Here is a 22,269-nt window from a genome sequence, read left to right as displayed (position 1 = left end):
AGGTGTGAATGCATGCCGCTGCGCACAGTATTGTTGATGGTATTGGGACTTGGTTTTCTTTATTTGCTGTTTACGGTAGGCGCGCCCTTCCTGCTGGCTTTGATCGTCGTCATCTTTCTGGAACCGCTGACCAAGATCTTCATGACCAGGCTGAAGATGAACCGTCTCGCGGCGTCGACGGTCACGAGCACGCTTTTCACGGTCGTGCTGCTCGGGCTCATGGGATTGATCGGCATCAAGATTTTCGCCGAGCTGACTTCGTTCTGGAGCAATCTGCCCTCGTACCTGAAAAGCGCCAACAACTATATTCAGGACGCGCTCGAGAAAGCGAGCAGCTCGTACAACGGGCAGGGCGTCGACAACGAACTGCCGATCAAGCTGGAAAGCCTGACGAACAACCTGACCGACTGGCTGTCCGGACTCGCCACGTCCATCTCGAAGCCGCTCGTCGGCTTCGCTGCCGGCATCCCGAGCTTTTTCGTCGTCCTGATCGTGTTTTTCGTGGCCGTCTACCTGTTCAGCCTTAGCCTGCCGACGATGATGGCTTCGTTCCTGTCCATCTTCGCCGAGGAGTCCCGAAGCCAGGTCGCGCAAGTCATGGAGAATCTGCGCAAGTCGATCTTCGGCTTCCTGCGCGCCCAGTTCGTGCTGAGCCTGATGACGTACGTCATCTCGTTCGTCGGCCTGCTCGTCATCGGTACGGGCTACCCGCTCGCGATCGCGCTGCTCATCGTCGTCGTCGACATCCTGCCGATACTCGGCACGGGATCCGTGCTCGTGCCCTGGGCGGCCTATATGATGCTTACGGGGGATACATACACCGGGATCGGACTGATCCTGCTGTTTCTCGTCATCACCGTCGTTCGCCGGATCGTGGAGCCGAAGGTGCTGGGCGATGCCGTCGGCATCGGCGCGCTCCCCGCGCTTATCAGCCTGTACGTCGGATTCGAGCTGGTCGGTCTCGTCGGCGTCTTCCTGGGCCCCGTCGTCGTCATCGTATACATGGCCGCCCGCAAGGTCGGGTTGATTAATCTCAAGATCAAGCTCTAGCCGAATGCAAGCGATGCTGTCGAAGCCTTCCGCCTGACCCGCGGATGGCTTCTTTTTTTTGTAGACGGGCTTATCGAAAAATATCCGCCGATGTCGTTCGAACCGGGCCTTTGGGCGCATAGGCTAGAGCAGTACGCCGTACGGTTTAGCCGAAGGAGGAATCCGCGTGTACGACAACCAGTGGCGGGAGTGGCATCCCTACGTCAGCTCCGACGATCCGTGTCCGCCCGTGACGGTAAAGCGGTATATCGTGCCGCCGAACCAGTACATTTATTTTCAACCGTCCAACCTTCCCCAGTTTCCGCTGGACGAGGCCTTATGCAAGGGAACGCTGTGGCCTGCGCTGTATAGTCCCTATACGTCGCGCTGCAACCGTAAAGGAGGCTGATCGGCGTGTCCGACAGAGAAGAAGCCGCAAGCCGCAGCAATGAGCACGCCTATGCGCAGCAAGCGCCGCAGCGGGGAGGGGGAGGCTTACAAGCGGGATCTGCTGGAGATTCAGCGGGTCGACTTCGCGCTGGTGGAGCTGAACCTTTTTTTTGGACACCCATCCGGCAGACATGCAGGCGCTCCAGCAATTCAACCAGCTCGCGCAAATCCGCAAGCAGCTGATGGCGTCGTTCGAGCAAAAGTACGGTCCGCAGATGAACTTCGGCAACAGCTTCAGCCGTTATCCCTGGCAGTGGGTCGACACGCCGTGGCCTTGGCAAGTGTAGAAGAGGGGGGCGCGATATGTGGGTTTATGAAAAGAAGCTGCAGTATCCCGTCAAAGTCGGCAAATGCGATATCCGTATGGCGCGCTACTTGTCCGAGCAGTACGGCGGCGCCGACGGAGAGCTCTCGGCCGCGCTTCGATATCTGAACCAGCGCTATTCGATTCCCGACAAAGTCATCGGCTTGCTGACGGACATCGGGACGGAGGAATTCGCGCACCTCGAGATGATCGCCACGATGATCTACAAGCTGACCAAGGACGCCTCCGTGGAGCAGCTGGAAGCCGCCGGGCTCGGTCCGCACTTCGCGAACCACGACGGCGCGTTATTTTACGAAAATGCGGGGGGGCGTGCCTTGGACGGCGGCCTATATTGCGGCCAAGGGCGATCCGATCGCCGACCTGTACGAGGATATCGCGGCGGAGGAGAAGGCGAGAGCCACGTACCAGTGGCTGATCGACATGACGGACGACGTCGACATCCAGGACAGCCTCAAGTTTTTGCGCGAGCGGGAGATCATCCACTCGCTGCGGTTCCGCGAAGCGGTCGAGATCATCAAGGCGGATCGGGAGCAGAAGAAGGTGTATTGAGCATAGTGCACGCAAGACGATTATTTAGCTAGCCGATCCCCTTGAGGCGCCTTCGTCTTAAGGGGATCGTCGCACGTCGTTGCGGGCAGTTGCGGACGAATGGCAGCCGAAAATGGACAGTGAACGGAGGAGTAACGGACGAACAATAGATGGATATCGGACGTTTAATAGACGGGCTGCAAAAGTTGCCACATTTCCCCGGCTCCGGTATGATGGATGAAAAAAAGAGGAGCCGATTATGAAACCGTACGATTTGCCGGAAGCGATGCTTTTCGATCTGGACGGGACGCTGTTCCGTACCGAGACGCTGCTGGAGGAGGTGCACCGCCGCGTCTTCGCCACGCTGCGGGAGGAAGGTTTATATCTCTCGCCCGAACCGCCCGTCGAGCGCTTGCTAGGTTCGCTGGGCATGCTGCTGGAGCATATTTGGCAGAAGGTGATGCCTGACGGTTCGCAAGCCGCGCAGGACCGGGCGAACGAATTGCTCCTGCAGTACGAGCTGGAGGAGCTGGAGCGCGGGCGGGGCGAATTGTACGAAGGCGTGCCGGAGGTGCTGGGCGAGCTGAAGTCGCGCGGCGTGCGGCTGTTCGTGGCCAGCAACGGGCTGGAATCCTACGTCAAGGAAGTGCCACGCCTGCGAGGGATCGGCGAGCTGTTCGAAGGCTTCTACAGCGCCGGCGAATATGCCACGCCGTCCAAAGTGGAGCTGGTACGCCTGCTGCTCGAGAGAAGCGGCGCGAAGTCGGCGTGGATGGTCGGCGACCGGCATTCGGACGTCGAAGCCGGCAAAGGCAACGGCTTGTTTACCGTTGGCTGCGACTATGCGGGTTTCCGCCGCGAGGGCGAGCTGGACGAAGCGGACGTGCGGATCGGGCGCTTTTCGGAGCTGCTGAAGCTGGTGCGCTGAAGCAGGGGGGCATGAAAAAACAGAGTCGGCTCCAAGGGAGCGCCGACTCTGTTTTTTTGTTTGCGGCGATCGAGCAGGAACCAAGCCTGCAGAAAGCAAAACGATCGTTCGTAGGGGGGCGACTAAGGCAATGCTCCGTTGTATAGAAGCGATGACAATGATGTCGGGGCGAGGCGCTTCGATCAAAAGAGCGGACCGCCGCCGGCCGATTGGCCGGCGACTGACTGCGGCCAGTTGTCGAACCCGGCCTCGGCGGCGGCTCCCGCGCCCATGCCTGCGGACCCGGCACTGGCCGGGCCGGCGCTGGCCGGCAGGCGGCTTTTGCCGGTGCGCGAGAGCCGGCGCTGGCGATGGAGCCATACCGCGTACTCGATCGGGCGCGACAGCGCCGTCCGGTACACGTCGCGCTCGCCCGCCTGGATGAATACCTCGCGCGCGGGCTTCGGATTGACCTCGAGCAGCCATACGCGCCCCTCGCGGTCGATCGCCAGATCCAGCGCGAGCTCGCAGAGCGCGCCGTAGGTGCGCTCAAGATGGCGCGCTACGCCGATGCCGAGCGTCTCGGCGGTCTTGCGGACTTGGCCGATGCGCTCCTCGCTGCCGATCCATTCGCGCAGCAGCGTTTTCATAGGCACGGCCCTGCCGCCGCCATGCAGATTGCTCGTAATGCTGCGGGGCGGACCGACGCGACCGGCGCAGCCGGTCACGGTCCATTCGCCCTCGCCGTTTTTTTGCACAAGCATTCTGTAATCGTGCACCCGCCCGCTCGGCAGCCGGATATGGAGCCCTTGCTGCACGATATACCGGTCGCCATGCTTATCCCACGACCGCAGTACGCCGGCCAATTGCTCCTTGGACACCCGTCTTGGCGTTACGATGCGGCGGCCGTGGTCCCGGCCTTGCACCGCGAACGTCCCGTCTTTCATCCGCTCGACCCGCAGGATGCCGCGGCCGCCCGTACCGTTGATCGGCTTCACGTAGACGAGCGAATGCTTGCGCAGCATCGCCTGCACGTCGTCGGGCGAATCGTAGAACCGCGTCGAAGGCAGATGAGGCTCGAACGCGGCTACTTTGCCCAGCGTTCGGTGTACGGTCCACTTGTTGCGCAGCGGACGGTTCAGGAACGTCAAATGGCCGTATTTCCGCCTGAAAGCGAGCAGCCGCTGGAATCTCGCGCTGCGCTGGATCCGGCAGCGGTCGTAGATCAGCTGCGGAAACCGGACCCATCGGCGTTCCCACGTCCGCGATTCCGGAAGGTAGAACATCGCGTGGATGCGGTCGCCGGCGTCGTCGACGTCGTCCGGCGTGAAGACGAACACGGAGAGGCCGTGCTTGCGTCCGATCGCGGTCATCCGCGCATAGACGGGTTTTTCCTCCAGCAGCTTGCGGTCGTTCAAGTATAGCGTCAATATGCCAAGCGTCGGCTGCGCCGCCACGTTCGTCACCTCGGTTCGGAATCTGCCGCATGGGAGCGTCCGGTCTCATCGCCGGCGTCCCGCCTTACCTTCGTTCTTGCTGACGCCGCCGATGGATATATTGGCCGTACTGAAAAATACGCTCGAGCGATTTTTTGCGAATATGCGGCTCGTCGAATTTCATCGGTTTCGAGTTCGCCTCGAAAAACCACATATGCCCTTCCTCGTCGATTCCCAGGTCCATCGACATTTCGAACAGCCGGCTGCGGGCGGAACGCTCGATCCGGGAAGCCAGCACGATCACGGTCTGGCGGACCTTCGAGAAGACTTGCTGCGCCTTTTCGGGTCCGAATACGGCTGCGAGCAGCCGCTCCGGATCCTCGATCGAGCCGCCGCGCGGCACATGCGTCGTAATGCTCGACGAGCCCGCCATCCGCGCGCCGATGCCGGTCAGCTCCCAAAGGCCGTCCGCGTTTTTCTGAACGAGCGCGCGCAGGTCGAACGGTCGCCCGTTCACTTTCGCGAGCGAGATTCCCTGTTGGGCGATATAAGGCTCGGATTGGTTTTTCGCATTGGCGCGCACCCGCAGCCAGAGCCGGCTGAGCGTCGAGCAATGGTACGTGCTGCTGCCCTTTTCGTCCTGCACCTGCAGGCGGTAAGGCAAGTTTTTTTTGAGGAGAGATCTTGACCGTCATGATACCGACGCCGGCCTTGCCCATCACAGGCTTCAGATACACGAGCGGATGGCGGCGCAGCATGCCGGCCAGCACCGATTGTTCGGTCAGGCGCTTCGTCTCGGGGACGAATTCCCGCGTCGTTTTATACGCGCTCAGCCATTTGAACAACGACCATTTATTGAAAAACCGGCGGTTGAAAAAAGCCATGTCGGGTTGATTGGCGATTTTGGCCAGCTTTTTGCGCACCCAGGGCAGTCTCTCGTCCTCGCGCTGCGGAATGCGGTTGTACACGAGCGTCGGACGGGGGGAACCACGACTTGAGCCATAAATCTTTGGGCGCGTTGTAGGTGAAGCCCAACACGCGAGGCGCGGTGAGCTTCAGGTTGCGGACGGTCACGACGTACGTCAGGAACCCCTGTTCCTCGCCGGTTTGGAGCAGGTCGGCGAAGTTCTGGCGGTTGCCTCGGAACAGCTGCAGGTCGTCGTCGATCGTCAAGATCGCGAGCACGGGCTTCTCCTGCGCCTGCACGTTCGCGGTTCCGGGCGCCAAGGCGAGCGCGCCAGGTTCTGCTGCGGCTGGTCGTAGCATCAGGACTCATCCTTCCTGCGGAATTTGCTGAGATAGAGACAGTGGTCGAGGATATATTCGAGCGAGGCCTTGCCCTGCTCCTTGAGCGCGGGATGCTTAAAGATCGAGCGGCCCGGCTTCGCGTTCGCCTCGAACATCCAGATCTCCCCGTCTTTGTCGATGCCGATATCCAGGCCGAGCTCTCCGAGCGTATGCGTATAGTTGCGTTCGATCGCCTCGGACAGCTTGACGGCGACATCCTTGGCGTTTTGCAGCACCTCGGACGAGCGGTCGCCGAACGTCCGGCTAAGCGCCTGTTCCGGCGTCATAAGCTGACCGCCGTTTTTGACGTGGGTCGTCACGCTGCCGCGGCCCGCTTTTTTCGCGCCGATGCCGGCTACGACCCAACGGTTGTCGCCGTTTTTATGCATGTGGAAGCGGAAGTCGATCGGGCAGTGGTCGATCTCGATGAGCCGGATTCCCTGCTGCACGACATAGCCGGACAAGCGCGCGCCGTGGCGGGCTTTGAGCATCCGGACGAGGCTCGCGAAGGTGGTGAACCGCAGCAGAACGTTGCTCGCGCCTCTGCGGTAGCGGACGAAGTAACCTCGCTTCGGATGGTAGGTCAGGCGGTAGATGCCCATGCCCAGGCTGCCGCCGGTCGGCTTATAATAAAGGAAATGATGTTTTTCGAGCAGCTCTTTGATTTTTTTCGGACGTCGGGTTGTTGATCGATTCAGGGAGATGGGCAAGCGCCTCCGGGTCGTTGTCCAGCAGGCTGTACACGTCGGACTTGTTGAAGAAGCTCCAGTTGAAAATCGGGATGTGCCTGCGAACGAATTTTTCCCGCAGGGAGGTGATATAGCTGCCGGTCTCCGCGCGCCTGCTCGGGAGCCGGTTGTACACGACGTCGGGCAGCGGCACGACGCGCCGCACCCAGCCGCCGCCGCCGTCGAGGAACCAGCCGTGCACCGTCTCCTGCTGCCAGTTGATGTCCTTGGGGGTGAACGCGAAAAAATACGCCTTCTTCTGGCCGATCGCGAGCAATTGCTTGACGAAGCCGGTGCGGGCGCCGAACGGCGCGGTCTGCGAGCGGTCGCCGTCCGTCAGCACGCCGATGAGCGGTCCGAGCTGGATCTCGTCGCCGTTCGCGTCGGCCAGGTAGACGTTGCCCGACTTCGGAACGCGGACGGAGCGCCGGAGCCCGGCGGACAGGAAGACGTGATGTCCCTTGCGCTTCAAGGTTTTCAGGGCGGCGGGCACGACATCCCGGCCCAGCTTCACGTTAATCGTTCTGCGACCGTCCACCTTCAGCATTTTGGCGAGCGGGCTGGACAGCCATACGACCTTCTCCGCTTGCTGCGTGAAGTGAACGTTGCACAAGGTCAAACTCATGACATACCCTCCCAGATGATACAAGCAGGATGTAACGCGCATAGGCCAATGGGTTGTGAATCGCATCCGACATGGCCGCTTCTCCGGCTGCGGTCATGGACGCGCGTCCGGGCTTCGTGTTCGCTTCGAGAAACCAGATCCGGCCTTCGCGGTCGATGCCGTAATCGAGGCCGAGCTCCGCGAAGCGACCGTACAATTGCTCAAGGCGCAAGACGATGCCGTCCGAAGCCTTGCGAAGGCGCTCGAGCAGCCGCGACGTCTCCGGCTCGCCGAACAATCCGGCGAGATAAGGGCCTGCCGGCCGGGCGACCCCGCCGCCGTGAAGATTGGCGGTCACGGATTCGGGCGCGCCCGTTCGGACCGCGATCCCGGTCGTTCGCCAGGCGCCGCCGCCATCCTTCTGCATGAGCGCGCGCAGATCGAAGGGCTCTCCGTCCGGTCCGCGAAGCTTAAGCAGCGGCTGCATCACATACGGACGATGGCCGATCCGGGCGGCGACTTCGCGCAGCGCTTCCCGGCGAGGGAGCCTGCGCGCCCGCAGCAGGCCGCCGGAAGCGTCACGGCCGCTCAGCGTCCAGCCCCCCGCCCTGCGACTGCGCGAGGACCAGCGCGCCTTTTCCCTGCGAGCCGCCGGCGGGCTTGAGGAAGGCTGCGCCGCCCCTCGCATCGATCCAGTCGACGAGCGAGCGTTCGCCCCGGTAAGGGGCGGACGGCGGCAGCAGCGGGCGAATCTCGGGACAGCGGGACAGCGCCCGCAACACGGCGGTCTTGCCCGGCAGGCTGCCGTTCAGCAGCCTGAAGCCGCCGCGCTCCCGCATGATGCGCAGCGCGGCGAAGCTGCGTTCGCGGGACGCGCGGTCGTCCGGCCAGAGCCGGTCGTAGAGCAGGGAGGGCGCCTCCACGGCTTCCCTCTGCCATCCGCGATCGGTGGAGCGCCAGCCGGCGACGGCGTTCGTGCGGCTGTCCCACGACGCGGGATCGAACGCATACGCGACGAGCCCATGCCGGGGAGCGGCGGCCATCAGACGCCGGATGAAGTCCGCTTCGGCGAACGGCGCCGCCGCATCGCCGCGGACATATTCGCTTCGTTCGCTGACCAGAATGCCGATCGGGCGCAGCGCGTTCCCGTCGGCGGAGCGATCCTTCCGCGCACGGGCGCGCCGAACGCCGGACGCCGATCGCCGGGCGCCGCGGCCCGCGCCGTCAGAATCCTGCAAGGTAACGGGCATATTGAATCATCATCCGCACGGACGGGCGGATTTTCCCCTCGTTTAGTGGCGTGTTGTCGTTTTTGGAAGGCTTCGAATTCACTTCCAGCAACCATACCCGTCCCGACGTATCGAGCGCCAGATCGACGCCGAGCTCGCCGAAGTGAGCTGGGATGCGTTCGTCGACGCCTTTGGAAATATCGAGCGCCGCCTTATGCAGCCGCGCCGATACGTCCTTGCGCGCGCCAGGCGCCATGTTCGATCTGGCCACCGCCTCCCTCACCGTGGACAGCGTGCCGCCGCGAGCGAGGTTGGACACGTAATGCTGGCTGCCCGCGATTCGGCCGACGATCGAGGTGACGACCCACTTTCCCGAAGCGTTTTTTTGCGTCAGCGCCCGGAAGTCGACGGGCCGGCCGCCGATTTCGATGAGCGTCAAGCCTTGCTGAATCAAATACCGGACGGTTTTCATCTTGCCGCTGATCGCACCGAACAGCTTCATCAGGCTGGGATACATTTGCTTGCGCGTGCCCAGCGGGGTCGTGAACGAAGCCGTCCAGCCCTCCTGGCCCGCGCGGCTGAGCCGGATGATGCCTTTGCCTAGACTGCCGCGCACCGGCTTGAGAAAGACGGACGCGTATCTGGCGCACATGTTTTTGAGCGTCGCGTAGTTCTGAAGCGAATGGGATTCGGGCAAATAGCGCAGCACCGCCGCATCGCCTTTGAGCGCGTCGAACACTTCGGATTTGTCCAGGAACTTCTCGTTGAACACTTGGGCGCCATAGCGCTGCTTGATGTCGATCAGAAATTGCTGGACGCTGGATTTGTTCTCGAGCTTGCGCGAGGTCAGCCGGTTGTTCACGACGTCCGGCGCCGGAAGAACGGTCTGATGCCAGCCGCCCTGATACACCCAGCCCTCTACGCCGCCGCTCCGGGAACCGATGCCGCCGGGCGTAAAAAAGTAGACGAACGCGCCTTGGCTGCGGCAGGCGTCCACCAGCTCCCGGCAAAACATCGTGATGCTTCCGAACGGCTTGTCGGGCTGCGCCGGATAGTCCCGGCTGACCAGCACGCCGATGACGGGACCGAGCGACAGCGTGCGGGATCCCGGTCGGTACTGAATTCGCAGCGGCGTGCCCGTAGCGAGTCCCATGCGCCTGGCCAGAGCGTGCCCGACGCGAAGCCCGTCGTATCGGGGCACGGGGATCACGGTGACCGACTGGCGAAAGGAACCGAACTGCAGGATAAGCTGCTGCTGGGCCGGGATTTTGGCTGCCTTTATCACCGAATCCCCCCAGCATCAGGACGTCATCGGCCATTATGCCTGAGCTTACGACCTGGACGTCGACCTTTGGGGTAGGCATGTGGACGGCTCCTTCCAACTTGCTCGCAGTCCGCCCTCGAACGGCCAGGGATAGGCCGCTTTGCGGACGCAGGCGAGAATACACCATCATATGAGGACATCTACCCTTAGGTGATTGGCCGACGCCGCCTAAAAAACGCCCCCCGTCAGAGCGCCTTGGCGCTCTAATGGGGGCGTTTGGTTGCAGGACGAATCTCATGCGTTATTCAGCTTGCGTATGCTCGCCGAGGGCTTCCTCGACGGCTTCGCGCTCCGCCTGCTTGCGATGGGCGATCCGGCTGGCCGCGGACGCGGCGATGGCGCCGACGATATCGTCCAGGAACGTATGCACGTCCTTGCCGTTTTTCTCGTTCAGCTTTTTCAGCACGCCGGGCTTGAATTTGTCGACGTAACCGAAGTTCGTGAGGCCGATGCTGCCGTAAACGTTCACGATGCTGAGCGCGAGCACTTCGTCGCAGCCGTAGAGCCCCTCGTCGTGCCAGATCATGTTCTGGAGCGGAGGCAGCAGTTGGCCCTGCTCCGCGAGCATGTCGAGCTGGATGCCGGTCAGCACCGCGTTCTGGACTTCGCGCTTGGACAGCACGGCCTCGACGTTCGTCACGCACTCGTCGAGCGTCAGATCCTTGAAGTAATCCTTTTGCAGCAGCATGACCAGCTGGCCGATCTGTTCCTTCGAGACGCCGCGCTTGCCGAGCCAGTCCATGGTCGCCTGGGCGACTTCCTTGCTATTAAGCCGGTAGTTGGCCGGATTGGACATGATGCACACCTCTTTCCCGTTGCCGCTCCCGCTTGCGAGCGATCACGATCATTATATTCCTTGCAAGAGCCGGACAAACCGTACATATTTCTCCCGGGGGCTCGTATACATAGTACTACAATACGAGGGAAGCGATAAAGCGCGGCGCCCCTGCGGGAGGAATTGGCAAAGATGATACCTGTTCATTTTCGCAAACCGTTGTGGAAGCTGCTGGCCGCTGGAGGACTGGCCGTCGCGGTTACCGGCTGCGGCATCTCGGGCGTAGAAAAGACCGCCACAAGTCCGATCGACCCGCCCCCTTCCGCCGTCGAAAACCAGATGCTCCAGGCAGCCGACGACGCCATGGCGCCGATGGGAAGCTCCGCGATCGCGGACGGCTTGACCGTGTATCTGAAGGATAGCAGAGGCTACGTCGCGCCGATGACGCTCGACCGGTCCAAGCAGGAAGGCAAGGCGGGGAAAGACGCGCCGGAGATCGAAGCGCTGGCGTGGATGACCGCGGACGCCAAGCTGGCGGGGCAGTTGCCTCCGGGCTTCACGCCGGTGCTGCCCGAAGGTACGGTCGTGTCGAAGGTCGTTAAAAATCCCGAAGCCGGCTCGGTCACCGTCGACTTCGCGAAGCCGCTGTCCGGCATTCCGGCATCGGACGAGCGCAAGGCGCTGGAGGCGATCGTCTGGACGATGACGGAGCTGCCGGGCATCGACAAGGTGCATCTGACCGTCGCCGGTCAAGACATGGCGAAATTGCCGGCTTCCGGCCTCCCGGTTCCAGGCCTGCTCACGCGCAACATCGGCATTAATCTGGAGCGTTCCCCGCAGGTCAAAGTGAGCGACTCGATGGCCGTGACGCTTTATTTCTCCGCCAAGAACGAGCAGGGCGACGGCTATTTCGTGCCCGTGACCCGTCTTGTGGAGCGGCAGCAGGACCGCGCTCGCGCCGCGCTGGGCGAGCTGATCAAAGGGCCGCAGGACACGAACAGCCTCGAAGCCGTCATGCTCGCGAATACGAAGGTGGAGGAGCTCGCCCTGAAGTCGGATACCGTGCAGGTCAAGCTGCAGGAGCAGGACTGGGCCGCCGGGATGCCGATGCCGGCCGAGATGATGGAGGGCCTGGTGCTGACCCTGACCGAGGCGACGGGCGCTCCGAAGGTCGCGGTCGCCGTCAACGGCAGCACCAAGCTCACCGGCGCAGACAGCGCTACGTACGAGCAGCCGGTGGAGCGCCCGGCGCAGATTAACGCCTACACCGGCTAAGGTTGCCGAATCGGCGGTTGCGAACCCGCTAGCGAATCAGTCCGGATCCTTGAATCGATACGCTTGCGCGCACGTCGAACCGTATGTCCGGATAGAGACGTTTCCATTTTTCCCACCGGCCTTTCCCGTTATGGTGATCGGCCAGGTAGTGGAGACCGAAGCCGTACGGATCGACGCCGGCGTCGCGTATCTTGTAGAGCAGTTTCTCGGCTTCCTCCGAAAATCGCTTGCCCATTTTATGCTCCAGCCCTCTCCAGTCTTTCTCCAAAAGATGGGGAGGGCTTTGCTCGAGGAAGCCCTCGATGCGGATGTTGACGACGGCGACAGGATCCTCTCCGCCTGCGAGATTGATTTTTGAAGTCGTATGCGTCGCGGCGAGCACGATGTTAACGGGCTTGTCGGGGAGCGCGATGATCGTATTGTCTACGCCGAAGGCCGTCATATTAAACAAAAGCGTCTCGTCCGGATCGAGGAAGAGGCGCGTTTTTTGTTTGTCCAGCATCGCAGCGCGATCGATCCGGTAGGCGTCCCCGAACAGGCTCGCCACGGGCAGGACGGGATCGAGTCCTGTCTCGTACAACCTTCGGTACAAATCGAACAAATAGGTCGTTACCGTGTTCGCGGCTTCCGTTCCTTCATTGCCGAACGACAGGAACAAGGAGTTGCCGGGATAGCGTTCGGACTTGGGTTTCAAATTGACGACGGAATAGGCGTCGGGCTCGCCGATCATGACGTTCGAGACGCTTTGAATATCGCGGCGCCGCGACAGCCATTGCATGGAGTTGTCGATGCCGTCTTTCTCGATCAGCTTGCGTCCGAGTATGAATTCGCGGCAATGCCCGAATTCAAGCTCTTTGTCGACGGTCGACTTCAAATGCCGTACGGCTTCCGCGATCGACGCCGCGTCGACGGTCTGCACGACGGACATGGCGCCGCCCTCCTCGACTTTGGAGGAAGGGAGAGCCAGCCGCAGCGACACGCGATACGGCATGGCGGGATTGTCCGAATAGTCGAATCCGGCGGAGACGACGAAGTACCGTTTGTCGATGTCCTTCAACTGACAGCCGCCCAGCGCGGGGACCAAGGTCAGAATCAAGCAGAGGAGCAGCGCTTTTTTTAAGATCATCGGTTCGCACCGCCGCTCTGCGTGTTTCGCGGCTCGTCGATCCGCTTCATATGCCCTTTTTTCTTCATGAGGATGAAGACGAACAGGAGCACGATCAGTATGGATTCGACGATAAACCGGGAGACCAGCCAAATCTCGGCGGCCAAGCGGTTAAATATATCGTTCGTAAAATAAGCGTAAGCGAACGTCAGCCCCGCCAGCGCACCGCAGATCCACCAGTTGATGGCAGGCACGTCGACTTCGTCCGTATGCGGCTTGTACTTTTTTAAAGCAGGCTTTGAGAAACTCCATCCCCGTATGCCAGGTGTTCATGACGAAGAGGAGCGACAGGAACGTATAGAGCAGCAAAAACAGGTAGAGCACGCGCTGGATGAAGCCGTACTTCATCTGAAGGCTGTCGGTCGTCACGCTCCACACGTACAAATAGTTGCCGACGGCCTGCGTCCCGTGGAATCCGATCGGCACGAAAAAGGAAACGAGCAAAAAGAACGCGCCTACGAACGGAATGGTCCACCGGAGCCTGAACTTCAGGTCGCGCGGGTTGAGCCGGTTGAAAAGCGTAATGTTCATGTGACCGGAAAAAACGAAGGAGGAGGCGAAAAGGCAAATCATCGAAGGAGGCCGGCGTATGCCCGCGTCCGCGATAAGACGGATGGCGTCCCAGTCGAGCCAGTTGCTGAACAGCGCTTTGAACAGAATCCACAAAATGATCGGCGTACTGACGATGAGCAGCACCTCGTGCGTGAACTGGACCGAACGGGACGTGCGGGAGGCGGCCCACATCGAGGCGGCGGCCATGATCGCCAGGTTCAGGTAGGCGCTGGCCTCCGGATCGAAGAAGATGCCGATCGTGTTCGAGTAGGAGAACAGGACGATGATGCCTGCCACGCACCAGATGACGACGCCGACCAGGTTCAGGCAATTGGCGAGCCAGACCGGCAGGAAAAGCTTGTAGATCTCGGGCAGGCCAAGTCCCGGGAAACGTTGGAAAACGCTGGAGGTCACGTAGCTGTAGAGCGTACCGAGGGCGATGGCCAGCGGAAACGACGACACCGCCCCGTCGAACCGGTGGCTGATCAGCACGTACGGAACGAGCACCATGATATTCATCATGCCGACGTAAAAAATGTGATAGTAGTAGTAGCGGATCATAGGCCGCGCCTCCCTCCCGAACGTCTATTGGACTTTGTCGCTGGCTTTTCCGGCCTTGCTCTGGAACAGAGCGAAGTACGGCTCGCCGAAGCTACGCATGTTGCACAGGTACACGACGAGCATGAACAGGCCGACGACGACGCCGACAAGCCCCGCGAACACGGCTACGATAACGAACGCGTACTTCAAGATGCGAATGAAATAGCTGAAGGTCGAATTGGGGATGACGAAGTTGGAAATGGCCACGACGGACGTCACGATGATCATGATGCTGCTGACCAGACCCGCCTGCTGGGCGGCTTGCCCCAGGATCAGACCGCCGACCGTCGCGGCCGTCGAGCCGACCGAACGCGGCAAGCCGAAGGCTCGCCTCGATGAGCGCTTCGATCATGAACAGCATGAGCAGCACCTCGATGAACGAAGGATAAGGCACGGCCGCGCGGCTCCCGTCGATCGTGAAGGCGAGCTGGACTCTGAATACCTCGGGGTTGTACGAGACGATCGATATATACAGCGCCGGCAGCAGGAGCGTCAGGATCATCGAGATGTAGCGAAGTCCGATGAGAAAACGGCTCATCCATGAAGGCTCGTAATGGTCGTCCATCGCGTACATGAAGTCGAAGAAGTGGACGGGCAGCAGGATGGCGAACCGGCTGCCGTCCAGCAGGACGGCCAGTTTTCCTTTGTTCAGATGGATGCTGAGCCGGTCGGGCCGCTCGGTGAGCTGCGTAATCGGAAACAGGCGGTATTTGGTTTGAGAGAGCTGCTTGGCGAGCTGCCCCGCGGAGAGGAGCAGGCCTTTGTCCAGGTTTCGCAGCCGTTTGCGCACCTCATCCAGCGTCGTTGCGTTGCGCCTGGTGCGGTCGTACAGCAAGGCGATTTTGGATTTGGACTGGTTTTGCGGCTCGAAGTTTTCCACCGTCAGCTCGGGAACGTTGTACAGGTTGCGGATCAGCGTCAGATTGAGATCGAGGTTCTCGGTGAAGGCCGATTGCGGACCTTGAAGGGAGGCCTCCACCTGCGTCTGGTCGGGCTGGGTCTGCATTCTGCGGATGGCGCGGAATACGAAGACTTCCCCTTCGTATTCGAGAAGAATATAGCCTTTGAGCAAAAAATCGACCCATTGCGCTTCGGGCACGTCTTTCATGAACCCGATGCTGGTATGCAGCATTCTGCGGAATTCGTCAGGGTCGAACCGGTAGGAAAAGGGGATTACGATGCCGTCTTTGAGCTGGTCCATGTCGCACATGCCCGGAAAAAAGCAAATTTGCATTTTGGCGTAGCCGTTGTCCATCGTCTCTGCCGTAAAGTCGGCGGGCGTGCCGAGGGTTTCTTTGATTTTATCGAGCATGGCGGGACCTCCTTTCATTTCCATTCCCGGCTAGGATGCCCTGAATCGGGCGGCTCATTCGCAAGCGAGCCTTGGCGTTTCGGAGTAGTCAGAAGATGCTTTTGCCCGTGCACTCTGGTAAAATGGGATGGATTTGTCGGCGGGTGCTTGTCCCGCCGCTTTAGCTCAAGGAGGAATGGCAATCATGAGATCGGACGGAAGAGACCCCGGCGAGCTGAGACCGATGGCCGTCGTGCTGAATCCGAACAAATACGCCGAGGGCTCGGTGCAGATCGAGATGGGCGATACGAAGGTGCTCGTCACGGCTACCGTGGAGGAGCGCGTGCCGCCTTTCCTGAAGGGCCAGGGGGAAGGGTTGGGTTACCGCCGAATACGCGATGCTGCCGAGAGCGACGCACTCGCGGAATCAGCGGGAGTCGGTGAAAGGCAAACAGGTCGGACGCACGATGGAAATCCAGCGGTTGATCGGACGGGCGCTGCGTTCCGTCGTTAGTCTCGAGGCGCTCGGCGAGCGGACGATTACGCTGGACTGCGACGTGCTCCAGGCGGACGGGGGCACCCGCACGACCTCGATCACGGGCGCCTTCATCGCGCTGGCGCTCGCCGTACACAAGCTCGCGGGCACGAACGCGTTCGCGAAGTATCCGCTGACCGACTATTTGGCTTCGGTCAGCGTAGGCGTCCTGGGCGACGCCGCGCTGCTCGACCTGAACTATGCCGAAGACTCCAAGGCGAAGGTGGACATGAACGTCGTCATGACGGGCGCCGGCGCGTTCGTCGAGGTTCAGGGGACGGGCGAGGAGCAGCCGTTCTCGCGGGCCGAGCTGGACGGCATGCTGGCGCTCGCGGAGTCGGGCATCGCGAGGCTGATCGAGCTGCAGAAGCAAGCGCTCGGCGAAGCGGGCGCGCGGATCGGCACGGTGCGGACATGAAGCTCGCACAGGGAGATACGCTGCTCGTCGCGACGCGCAACAAAGGCAAGACGGCCGAATTCAGGGCGGCCTTCGCGGCGCTTGGCGTGAAGGTGGCCGATCTGACCGAATTCGAGGGCGGGCGGGACATTCCGGACATCGTGGAGGACGGCGATACGTTCGAGGCGAACGCCGCGATCAAGGCCAGGGCGGTCGCGCTCGCGACCGGCCTGCCCGCGCTTGCGGACGATTCGGGATTATGCGTCGATGCGCTGGGCGGCGCGCCGGGCGTCTATTCCGCGCGATACGCCGGCGAAGGCGCGACCGACGCGGACAACAACGCGAAGCTGATCCGCGAGCTGCGCGCGGCAGGCGCCTCCGTGCCGGCCGCGCTGGCGGACGGCGCGACGGATGCGCTGAGCGCGGCCCGCTTCGTCAGCTGCCTCGTGCTCTACAAGCCGGACGGCGACACGCTGAGCGCGGAAGGCGCGGTCGAAGGCATCGTCACCGGCGCGCCGCGCGGCTCGGGCGGATTCGGCTACGATCCGCTGTTCTGGCTTCCCGCGCACGGCCGTTCGATGGCGGAACTGAGCGTCGGCGAAAAAACGCGATCAGCCACCGCGGCCAGGCGCTGGCGAAGCTGCTGGAGCTCCTCGGAGGGACAGGGGCGGATCGCTGATCGCGCGGAAGGAAGTCTCGGATAGGACGATTCGGCCCGCCAACGGACCTGTGGCCGCAAGAAGTCTCGGCTAGGACGACTTCGGCCCGCCAATTCACCTGTGGCCGCAAGAAGTCTCGGCTAGGACGACTTCGGCCTGCCGATGCACCCGGGCCAGTAAGTAGTCTCGGTTAGGACGACCTCAGCTCGCCGACGCACTGTGGCCGCAAGAAGTCTTGATTAGGACTACATCAGCTCGCCGACGCACCTTGGCCCTTAAGAAGTCCCCATCAGAACTTCTTCGGCTCGCAAACACACTTGAACCCCGTAAAAAAGTCCCGGTTAGGACGACCTCAGCTCGCCGACGCACCTGTGGCCGCAAGAAGTCTTGATTAGGACTACATCAGCTCGCCGACGCACCCTGGCCCTTAAGAAGTCCCCATCAGAACTTCTTCGGCCCGGCCGGCAACCTGATAACAAACGATCGACACGCAAAAGGATGGCGCAGAGGATTCTGCGCCATCCTTTTTTGTCGTCTAAAAGCTAAACGAGCCGCACTTTGTATTCCCGCATCCAGTAGTCGACCTGCAGCAAATAGGCGAACAGCTGCGGACCGCTCATGAGCTGGCCGAACCAGGGCAGGTTCGTCGCGGCATCGGCGGTCTCGGCTATTTGGCGGACTTTCTTGCCGTCGATCAATTGCAGGAGCGGCGACGAGGCGTCGTCGAGGCGCTCGAGCAGGCGCGTTTTCACCGCGGACAGGTAATTCGGATTGTGCGTTTTCGGATACGGACTTTTTTTTGCGGTACAGCACGTCGTGAGGCAGCACGCCCTCGAGCGACTTGCGTAGAATTCCTTTTTCGCGGTCGCCCGCCTGCTTGATTTTCCAAGGGACGTTGAACACGTAATCGACCAGACGATGGTCGCAGTAAGGCACCCGGACTTCAAGTCCCGCGGCCATGCTCATCCGGTCCTTGCGGTCCAGCAAGGTCGGCATGAACCGGGTGATGTTCAGGTAAGACATACGGCGCATAAGCCGCTGTTCCTCGTTTTCGCCGGGCAGCGCCGGCACCTCGCTCACGGCCTGCGCGTAGCGATCCGCCACGTATTCCCGCGGGCGCACCGATTCGAGTACGCCGGGTGACAGGATGCTCTCCCGCAGATCCACGGACAGCGACCACGGGAACGTACCCGCTTCCAGCGCTTCCTTGCGGTGGAACCACGGATAGCCGCCGAACACTTCATCCGCGGCTTCGCCGGAGACCGCGACGGTCGCGCCTTTTTTAATTTCCCGGCAAAACAAGTACAAAGAAGCGTCGATATCCGCCATCCCGGGGTAATCCTTCGCGCGGACGGCGGCCTCGAGCGCTTCGACGAGCTCGGGCGTGTCGAACTGGATCGGATGATGGACCGTACGCAGATGCTCGACCATCCGCTCGATCCACGGCGCGTCCGCGTTCGGTTGGAAGGCATGCGCTTTAAAATGCTTATCGTTATCGACGTAATCGACCGAATACGTCTCGACGTTGCCCTGTCCCGTACGGTTGTAATAGTTAACCGCAAGGGCTGTCAGCGCGCTGGAATCCAGCCCGCCGGACAGCAGCGTGCACACGGGCACGTCGGAGGCGAGCTGGCGTTCGAGCGTGTCGGCGAGCAGCTCGCCGATGCGCGCCGCGGTCGCGTCTTCGCCGTCCTCGTGCTCCCGGCTTTCGAGCCGCCAGTACGTCCGGATGCGCAGTCCGTTGCGATCGAACGTCAGCGTCTGGCCGGGCTTCAGCTCGGACAGTCCGCGCCAGATGCCGTGGCCGGGCGTCCGCGCGGGGCCGAGGACGAACAGCTCCGCGAGGCCTTCGCCGTCGATCTCCGGCTCCACGTCGGGATGCGCCAATACGGCCTTCGGCTCCGAGCCGAACAGCAGCCGGCCATCGTCGTGCCGGTAGAAAAACGGCTTGACGCCAAGCCGGTCGCGCGCGGCGAACAGCGTCTGATCGAGCGAATGCCAGACGGCGAACGCGAAGATGCCGTTGAACCGCTCCACGCAGGCGGGGCCCCACTCGACGTATGCTTGCAGCAGCACTTCGGTGTCGCAGCTCGTCTTGAACGCATAGCCGAGAGAGAGCAGCTCCCTTTTGAGCTCCGGCGCGTTGTACAATTCTCCGTTATAAACGAGGACGCAGTCATGGTCCTCCGCTTCCTTCGACGGACGTACCATCGGCTGCGCGCCGTTCGCCGGATCCATGACGGACAAGCGCCGGTGTCCGAACGCGCAATGTCGGGAGAGCCACGTGCCCGAGGCGTCGGGGCCGCGCAGCTCCAGCGTTTCCGTCATGCGCTCGAGCACGTCGGCCTGTTGCGTCAAGTCCCGATTCCAATCGATCCAGCCTGTTATTCCGCACATGGCCTATCGCAACCTCCCCGCTGGTATCTGCCTGGCTGCCTAATGATGGGGCAGGACCAATCATAAGATGTGTATGCGGAATTCAGAGTAAAATGTCTGTCCTTGCGGAAAACATAAGAACGGGCGCCCGAAAGGAGAGGAACGCGGCCATGTTGACGGTTAGGCACGCCGCTTTTCGAAGAGTGCTGGCAAGGGGCAGGCAGCTGTACGGCGAGGTCGAGGTGCATACCGACCTTGCGCGCGCGCCGCGGCTGCTGGCTTACTTCCGCAAGGAAGACGACGGCAGACTTCAGCTCGTCCGCGTGATGAAGGAGGACTCCTATCTCGAGCCGGGCCTCCTGGGCGTCGCCGATCTTCCCGTCTACGCGGCGACCGAAGACGTGACGGAGCAGCTGTTCAGCGGACCCGACCATGCGGCGGGAGAAGACAGACACCTATTCGGCCGGCAGATCGTCGCGATCGGCGAGGTGAGGGAGGCGCTCGAGCAGGCGCTCTGAAGGACGGCAAGCCAGTTGATTCAACGAGAGGAGGGATCTGCATGCCCGGCAAAAGGAAAAAAAATAAAGGGAACAGCTACGCCGAGCGGGGCGAGGAATTCGCCGAAGCGGTGATCAAGTCGACGGAAGGCAACCATCCGGCGCAAAACGCGCCTGCCACGCCTCACAACCGATAAGCGTAAAATCGCGATGAAAGTCATGCAACTTGGCGGACGGTCGCCTCGTCTTATTTTCCAAACGGGAAGATAAGGGAGTTTTAACATATGTACGCGACCTCATTCGGACATCGAACAGCGCGGCGAGTCGCGATCGCCGCGCTGTTCGTCATGGCGCCGGCCTGGCTGAGTGCCTGCAGCGGCGACGGGGCTGTCCCGATCGGCTCGGCTCCATCGTCAGGCTCAACCGCACCCGGCTCGTCGTCGGCTGAGACAGCGTCCGATCGTACGACAGCTTCCGCCGCGAACGTATCGCGAACGGTGACCTTCGATGGCGAAACCGGAAAAGCGGCCGTCTCGCTGCCGCTAATTGGCGTGCCGACCGAATACGGCGTCGACGAGAGCGGCGAACCGCCTTCTTTATTGCCGGCGGCGGACTTGCCGTCCCAAGGATTTGTCGTGCCGGACAAGCTCGCGTCCAAGCTGGCCGTCTATTGGATGAATCTAGGCTATGACGACCGCGGATTCATGATGCTTGCGCCGAAGGGCTGGAAGGTCACGGGATCGGTCGGCGCAAACGGCTCGTTCGGCATGCACGGCGAAAATCCGGCGGATGCGGAACAGTTTCTGGATACGGTCGATACGGCGGGCAGCTGCCAGGGCTGCGCGATCGCCGATATCGGCGCCTACTTTCCGGAACTGGCAAAATGGGCGGAGGATCAGGGATTTCCTGCGGATAAGCCGAAGGCATACCTCTCATCGAAGCCGATCGGCGACCGGATGATCGAATTTACCGAAGCGCCGGGGAATGCGAACGGCAAATACGGCGTGCTCGGAGCGGCATACGAGGAGCATCAAGGAGGCAGCTTGTTCAGAACCGCCAGAACGGGACACGCGAAGGCGGATCAGGCTGTCGCCGAGACGATGATCGCTTTTTACGAATGGATGTACGGCGGCCGTTGAAGCGCCGGCTTACTTCAACGCCGTCAGAATAACCCCGATCGTGATCAGCCCGATGCCGATCCCGTTCAGCAGGGTTATTTTTTCTCCGAGAAACAGAAAAGCGAGCAGCGCCGCGATGACCACGCTGAGCTTGTCGACCGGTCCGACCTGCGCCACCTTGCCGTACTTAAGCGCAAGAAAATAAAACATCCAGGACACGGCGCCGGCCACGCCGCTGAGCGCCACGAAGCCCAGCGCCTTTTTTATGCCCCCAGATCGTGCCCAGCTCGCTCCATTTCCCCTGGACGACGACGACGCCGAGCATGAAGACGGCCATAATGACCGAGCGCACGGCGGTCGCCGCATTCGAATCGATGTTCTGCAGCCCGACCTTCCCGAAGACGGCGACGAGCGCGGCGGCCGCGGCGGACAGCAAGGCATAGATCAGCCATATTCCCATTTTCGCAAACCTCCATCGTCGCTGAGTGTTTCCCGAGCCCGCGCCGTCACCGCGGCGCGCGATCGGTGTTATAATAGTAGAAAGCGATTGAACGCTAGACCACGGCAGCATGGAGGCAAAAGGCTTGGCACACTTATACTTCAAGTATGGCACAATGAACAGCGGAAAATCGATCGAGATCATCAAAGTCGCGCACAATTACGAAGAGCAAGGAAAGCGCGTGCTTCTTTTTACCCCGGCCATCGACACGCGCATCGGCGCCAACCTTGTCGGATCGCGGACCGGCCTCACGCGCCCGGCGATTCCCGTGGAGGCCGGCACCGATCTGTTCGAGCTGGTACGGCGGGAGCAGAGCGGGAGCGGGCAGCGAATTTCGTGCGTGCTCGTGGACGAAGCCCAATTTCTGAATAAACGCCAGGTGCTGGAGCTCACATGGATCGTCGACGAGCTCGACATTCCCGTCATGGCGTTCGGCCTCAAAAACGATTTTCGCAACGAACTGTTCGAAGGCAGCTACAACCTGCTCGTCAATGCCGACAAGATCGAGGAGATCAAGACGATCTGCTGGCACTGCGACCGCAAGGCTACGATGGTCGTCCGATCAATCGACGGCGTGCCGGTGAACGAGGGCGATCAGATTATGATCGGCGGCAACGACGACTACAAGCCGGTCTGCCGGAGCTGCTACCGCAAAACGTTTCAGGGCGGACTTTAAGCCCAGA

General features: G+C 61.5%; 19 protein-coding genes and 9 pseudogenes. 12 read left to right on the top strand and 16 right to left on the bottom strand.

Translation table 11 applies throughout. The annotated features are described in order from the left end of the window. Nucleotides 1-12: 12 nt before the first annotated feature. The 5 genes and pseudogenes from ytvI to OMP40_RS34015 all read left to right on the top strand — a co-directional run bounded on the left by ytvI (nucleotide 13) and on the right by OMP40_RS34015 (nucleotide 3,260). Nucleotides 13-1,050 carry a sporulation integral membrane protein YtvI gene (ytvI, locus tag OMP40_RS34035; protein ID WP_277537908.1) on the top strand — a complete coding sequence of 346 codons (1,038 nt, stop codon included), beginning with the start codon at nucleotides 13-15 and terminating at the stop codon, nucleotides 1,048-1,050. A gap of 166 nt (nucleotides 1,051-1,216) precedes the next feature. After that, nucleotides 1,217-1,438 carry a spore coat associated protein CotJA gene (locus OMP40_RS34030; protein ID WP_277537906.1) on the top strand — a complete coding sequence of 74 codons (222 nt, stop codon included), beginning with the start codon at nucleotides 1,217-1,219 and terminating at the stop codon, nucleotides 1,436-1,438. A gap of 51 nt (nucleotides 1,439-1,489) precedes the next feature. Then, a pseudogene (locus tag OMP40_RS34025) lies at nucleotides 1,490-1,766 on the top strand (spore coat protein CotJB). A gap of 16 nt (nucleotides 1,767-1,782) precedes the next feature. After that, nucleotides 1,783-2,353: pseudogene (locus OMP40_RS34020) on the top strand (manganese catalase family protein). A gap of 238 nt (nucleotides 2,354-2,591) precedes the next feature. Continuing rightward, complete coding sequence (locus OMP40_RS34015; RefSeq protein WP_277537904.1) at nucleotides 2,592-3,260, top strand: HAD family hydrolase; 669 nt, start codon at nucleotides 2,592-2,594, stop codon at nucleotides 3,258-3,260. A 182-nt stretch (nucleotides 3,261-3,442) separates the two neighbouring features. Here OMP40_RS34015 and OMP40_RS34010 read toward each other — a convergent pair whose 3' ends face one another. The 9 genes and pseudogenes from OMP40_RS34010 to OMP40_RS33980 all read right to left on the bottom strand — a co-directional run bounded on the left by OMP40_RS34010 (nucleotide 3,443) and on the right by OMP40_RS33980 (nucleotide 10,643). Next, the gene (locus tag OMP40_RS34010) at nucleotides 3,443-4,696 is read right to left on the bottom strand and encodes a YheC/YheD family endospore coat-associated protein (protein ID WP_277537902.1); all 1,254 of its coding nucleotides are present in this window, start codon (nucleotides 4,694-4,696) and stop codon (nucleotides 3,443-3,445) included. A 64-nt stretch (nucleotides 4,697-4,760) separates the two neighbouring features. Further along, nucleotides 4,761-5,339 carry a YheC/YheD family protein gene (locus OMP40_RS40835; RefSeq protein WP_338131316.1) on the bottom strand — a complete coding sequence of 193 codons (579 nt, stop codon included), beginning with the start codon at nucleotides 5,337-5,339 and terminating at the stop codon, nucleotides 4,761-4,763. A gap of 73 nt (nucleotides 5,340-5,412) precedes the next feature. Further along, nucleotides 5,413-5,559, bottom strand: a pseudogene (locus OMP40_RS40830) (YheC/YheD family protein); the annotation flags it as partial. After that, nucleotides 5,528-5,941 carry a hypothetical protein gene (locus tag OMP40_RS40825; protein WP_338131315.1) on the bottom strand — a complete coding sequence of 138 codons (414 nt, stop codon included), beginning with the start codon at nucleotides 5,939-5,941 and terminating at the stop codon, nucleotides 5,528-5,530. The pseudogene OMP40_RS40830 and the gene OMP40_RS40825, both read right to left, overlap by 32 nt. After that, nucleotides 5,941-7,315, bottom strand: a pseudogene (locus OMP40_RS34000) (YheC/YheD family endospore coat-associated protein). Before OMP40_RS34000 ends, OMP40_RS40825 begins: the two are co-directional and overlap by 1 nt. Then, nucleotides 7,206-7,982, bottom strand: coding sequence for a YheC/YheD family protein (locus OMP40_RS33995; protein WP_277537901.1), 777 nt, complete (start codon nucleotides 7,980-7,982; stop codon nucleotides 7,206-7,208). The pseudogene OMP40_RS34000 and the gene OMP40_RS33995 overlap by 110 nt, the downstream one beginning before the upstream one ends. Further along, the gene (locus OMP40_RS33990; protein WP_277537899.1) at nucleotides 7,873-8,544 is read right to left on the bottom strand and encodes a YheC/YheD family protein; all 672 of its coding nucleotides are present in this window, start codon (nucleotides 8,542-8,544) and stop codon (nucleotides 7,873-7,875) included. Before OMP40_RS33990 ends, OMP40_RS33995 begins: the two co-directional genes overlap by 110 nt. Next, nucleotides 8,519-9,887 (bottom strand): annotated as a pseudogene (locus OMP40_RS33985) (YheC/YheD family endospore coat-associated protein). Before OMP40_RS33985 ends, OMP40_RS33990 begins: the two are co-directional and overlap by 26 nt. A gap of 201 nt (nucleotides 9,888-10,088) precedes the next feature. Next, entirely contained in the window at nucleotides 10,089-10,643 is a 555-nt protein-coding gene (locus OMP40_RS33980; protein ID WP_277537897.1) for a phosphatidylglycerophosphatase A family protein, read from the bottom strand. Nucleotides 10,644-10,814: 171 nt separating this feature from the next. Here OMP40_RS33980 and OMP40_RS33975 point away from each other — a divergent pair, with 171 nt between their 5' ends. Further along, the gene (locus OMP40_RS33975) at nucleotides 10,815-11,897 is read left to right on the top strand and encodes a GerMN domain-containing protein (protein WP_277538203.1); all 1,083 of its coding nucleotides are present in this window, start codon (nucleotides 10,815-10,817) and stop codon (nucleotides 11,895-11,897) included. 28 nt (nucleotides 11,898-11,925) lie between these two features. Here the strand turns inward: OMP40_RS33975 and OMP40_RS33970 are convergent, their stop codons facing one another. The 5 genes and pseudogenes from OMP40_RS33970 to OMP40_RS33955 form a co-directional block, all read right to left on the bottom strand. Further along, the gene (locus tag OMP40_RS33970) at nucleotides 11,926-13,023 is read right to left on the bottom strand and encodes a Ger(x)C family spore germination protein (RefSeq protein WP_277537895.1); all 1,098 of its coding nucleotides are present in this window, start codon (nucleotides 13,021-13,023) and stop codon (nucleotides 11,926-11,928) included. Beyond that, a complete protein-coding gene (locus tag OMP40_RS33965) occupies nucleotides 13,020-13,169 on the bottom strand; it encodes a hypothetical protein (RefSeq protein ID WP_277537892.1) in 150 nt (49 codons plus the stop codon). The genes OMP40_RS33970 and OMP40_RS33965 overlap by 4 nt, the downstream gene beginning before the upstream one ends. Nucleotides 13,170-13,173: 4 nt before the next feature. After that, a complete protein-coding gene (locus tag OMP40_RS33960) occupies nucleotides 13,174-14,175 on the bottom strand; it encodes a hypothetical protein (RefSeq protein WP_277537891.1) in 1,002 nt (333 codons plus the stop codon). Between the two features lie 24 nt (nucleotides 14,176-14,199). Then, nucleotides 14,200-14,532, bottom strand: coding sequence for a spore germination protein (locus OMP40_RS42700; RefSeq protein ID WP_420872071.1), 333 nt, complete (start codon nucleotides 14,530-14,532; stop codon nucleotides 14,200-14,202). A gap of 61 nt (nucleotides 14,533-14,593) precedes the next feature. Then, a pseudogene (locus OMP40_RS33955) lies at nucleotides 14,594-15,469 on the bottom strand (spore germination protein); the annotation flags it as partial. Between the two features lie 241 nt (nucleotides 15,470-15,710). Here OMP40_RS33955 and rph point away from each other — a divergent pair. Continuing rightward, nucleotides 15,711-16,458: pseudogene (rph, locus tag OMP40_RS33950) on the top strand (ribonuclease PH). After that, nucleotides 16,455-17,141, top strand: coding sequence for a non-canonical purine NTP pyrophosphatase (locus OMP40_RS33945; protein WP_338131314.1), 687 nt, complete (start codon nucleotides 16,455-16,457; stop codon nucleotides 17,139-17,141). Before rph ends, OMP40_RS33945 begins: the two are co-directional and overlap by 4 nt. Nucleotides 17,142-17,638: 497 nt before the next feature. Here the strand turns inward: OMP40_RS33945 and asnB are convergent. After that, a pseudogene (gene asnB / locus OMP40_RS33940) lies at nucleotides 17,639-19,493 on the bottom strand (asparagine synthase (glutamine-hydrolyzing)). Nucleotides 19,494-19,642: 149 nt separating this feature from the next. Here asnB and OMP40_RS33935 point away from each other — a divergent pair. The 3 genes from OMP40_RS33935 (at nucleotide 19,643) to OMP40_RS33925 (ending at nucleotide 21,108) form a co-directional block, all read left to right on the top strand. Next, a complete protein-coding gene (locus OMP40_RS33935) occupies nucleotides 19,643-19,990 on the top strand; it encodes a hypothetical protein (protein ID WP_277537889.1) in 348 nt (115 codons plus the stop codon). 41 nt (nucleotides 19,991-20,031) lie between these two features. Continuing rightward, nucleotides 20,032-20,166, top strand: coding sequence for a hypothetical protein (locus tag OMP40_RS33930; protein ID WP_256454846.1), 135 nt, complete (start codon nucleotides 20,032-20,034; stop codon nucleotides 20,164-20,166). 87 nt (nucleotides 20,167-20,253) lie between these two features. Beyond that, complete coding sequence (locus OMP40_RS33925) at nucleotides 20,254-21,108, top strand: DUF4850 domain-containing protein (RefSeq protein ID WP_277537888.1); 855 nt, start codon at nucleotides 20,254-20,256, stop codon at nucleotides 21,106-21,108. A gap of 9 nt (nucleotides 21,109-21,117) precedes the next feature. Here OMP40_RS33925 and OMP40_RS33920 read toward each other — a convergent pair. Beyond that, a pseudogene (locus OMP40_RS33920) lies at nucleotides 21,118-21,547 on the bottom strand (EamA family transporter). A gap of 124 nt (nucleotides 21,548-21,671) precedes the next feature. On the opposite strand from OMP40_RS33920, the gene OMP40_RS33915 reads away from it, so the two are divergent. Further along, a complete protein-coding gene (locus OMP40_RS33915) occupies nucleotides 21,672-22,262 on the top strand; it encodes a thymidine kinase (protein WP_277537887.1) in 591 nt (196 codons plus the stop codon). Nucleotides 22,263-22,269 lie beyond the last annotated feature (7 nt).

This window comes from Cohnella rhizosphaerae, assembly GCF_029525575.1.
Taxonomy (GTDB): Bacteria; Bacillota; Bacilli; order Paenibacillales; family Paenibacillaceae; genus Cohnella; species Cohnella rhizosphaerae.
The sequence above is the reverse complement of the archived record's forward strand: the minus strand, read 5'-3'. Positions and strand labels throughout refer to the sequence as shown.

Coding starts and splice junctions, on each gene's coding strand:
- ytvI (WP_277537908.1), top strand. CDS start 13: ATGCCGCTGCGCACAGTATTGTTGATGGTATTGGGACTTGGTTTTCTT.
- OMP40_RS34015 (WP_277537904.1), top strand. CDS start 2,592: ATGAAACCGTACGATTTGCCGGAAGCGATGCTTTTCGATCTGGACGGG.
- OMP40_RS40825 (WP_338131315.1), bottom strand. CDS start 5,941: ATGCTACGACCAGCCGCAGCAGAACCTGGCGCGCTCGCCTTGGCGCCC.
- OMP40_RS33995 (WP_277537901.1), bottom strand. CDS start 7,982: ATGCGAGGGGCGGCGCAGCCTTCCTCAAGCCCGCCGGCGGCTCGCAGG.
- OMP40_RS33990 (WP_277537899.1), bottom strand. CDS start 8,544: ATGCCCGTTACCTTGCAGGATTCTGACGGCGCGGGCCGCGGCGCCCGG.
- OMP40_RS33980 (WP_277537897.1), bottom strand. CDS start 10,643: ATGTCCAATCCGGCCAACTACCGGCTTAATAGCAAGGAAGTCGCCCAG.
- OMP40_RS33975 (WP_277538203.1), top strand. CDS start 10,815: ATGATACCTGTTCATTTTCGCAAACCGTTGTGGAAGCTGCTGGCCGCT.
- OMP40_RS33970 (WP_277537895.1), bottom strand. CDS start 13,023: ATGATCTTAAAAAAAGCGCTGCTCCTCTGCTTGATTCTGACCTTGGTC.
- OMP40_RS33960 (WP_277537891.1), bottom strand. CDS start 14,175: ATGATCCGCTACTACTACTATCACATTTTTTACGTCGGCATGATGAAT.
- OMP40_RS33945 (WP_338131314.1), top strand. CDS start 16,455: ATGAAGCTCGCACAGGGAGATACGCTGCTCGTCGCGACGCGCAACAAA.
- OMP40_RS33935 (WP_277537889.1), top strand. CDS start 19,643: ATGTTGACGGTTAGGCACGCCGCTTTTCGAAGAGTGCTGGCAAGGGGC.
- OMP40_RS33930 (WP_256454846.1), top strand. CDS start 20,032: ATGCCCGGCAAAAGGAAAAAAAATAAAGGGAACAGCTACGCCGAGCGG.
- OMP40_RS33925 (WP_277537888.1), top strand. CDS start 20,254: ATGTACGCGACCTCATTCGGACATCGAACAGCGCGGCGAGTCGCGATC.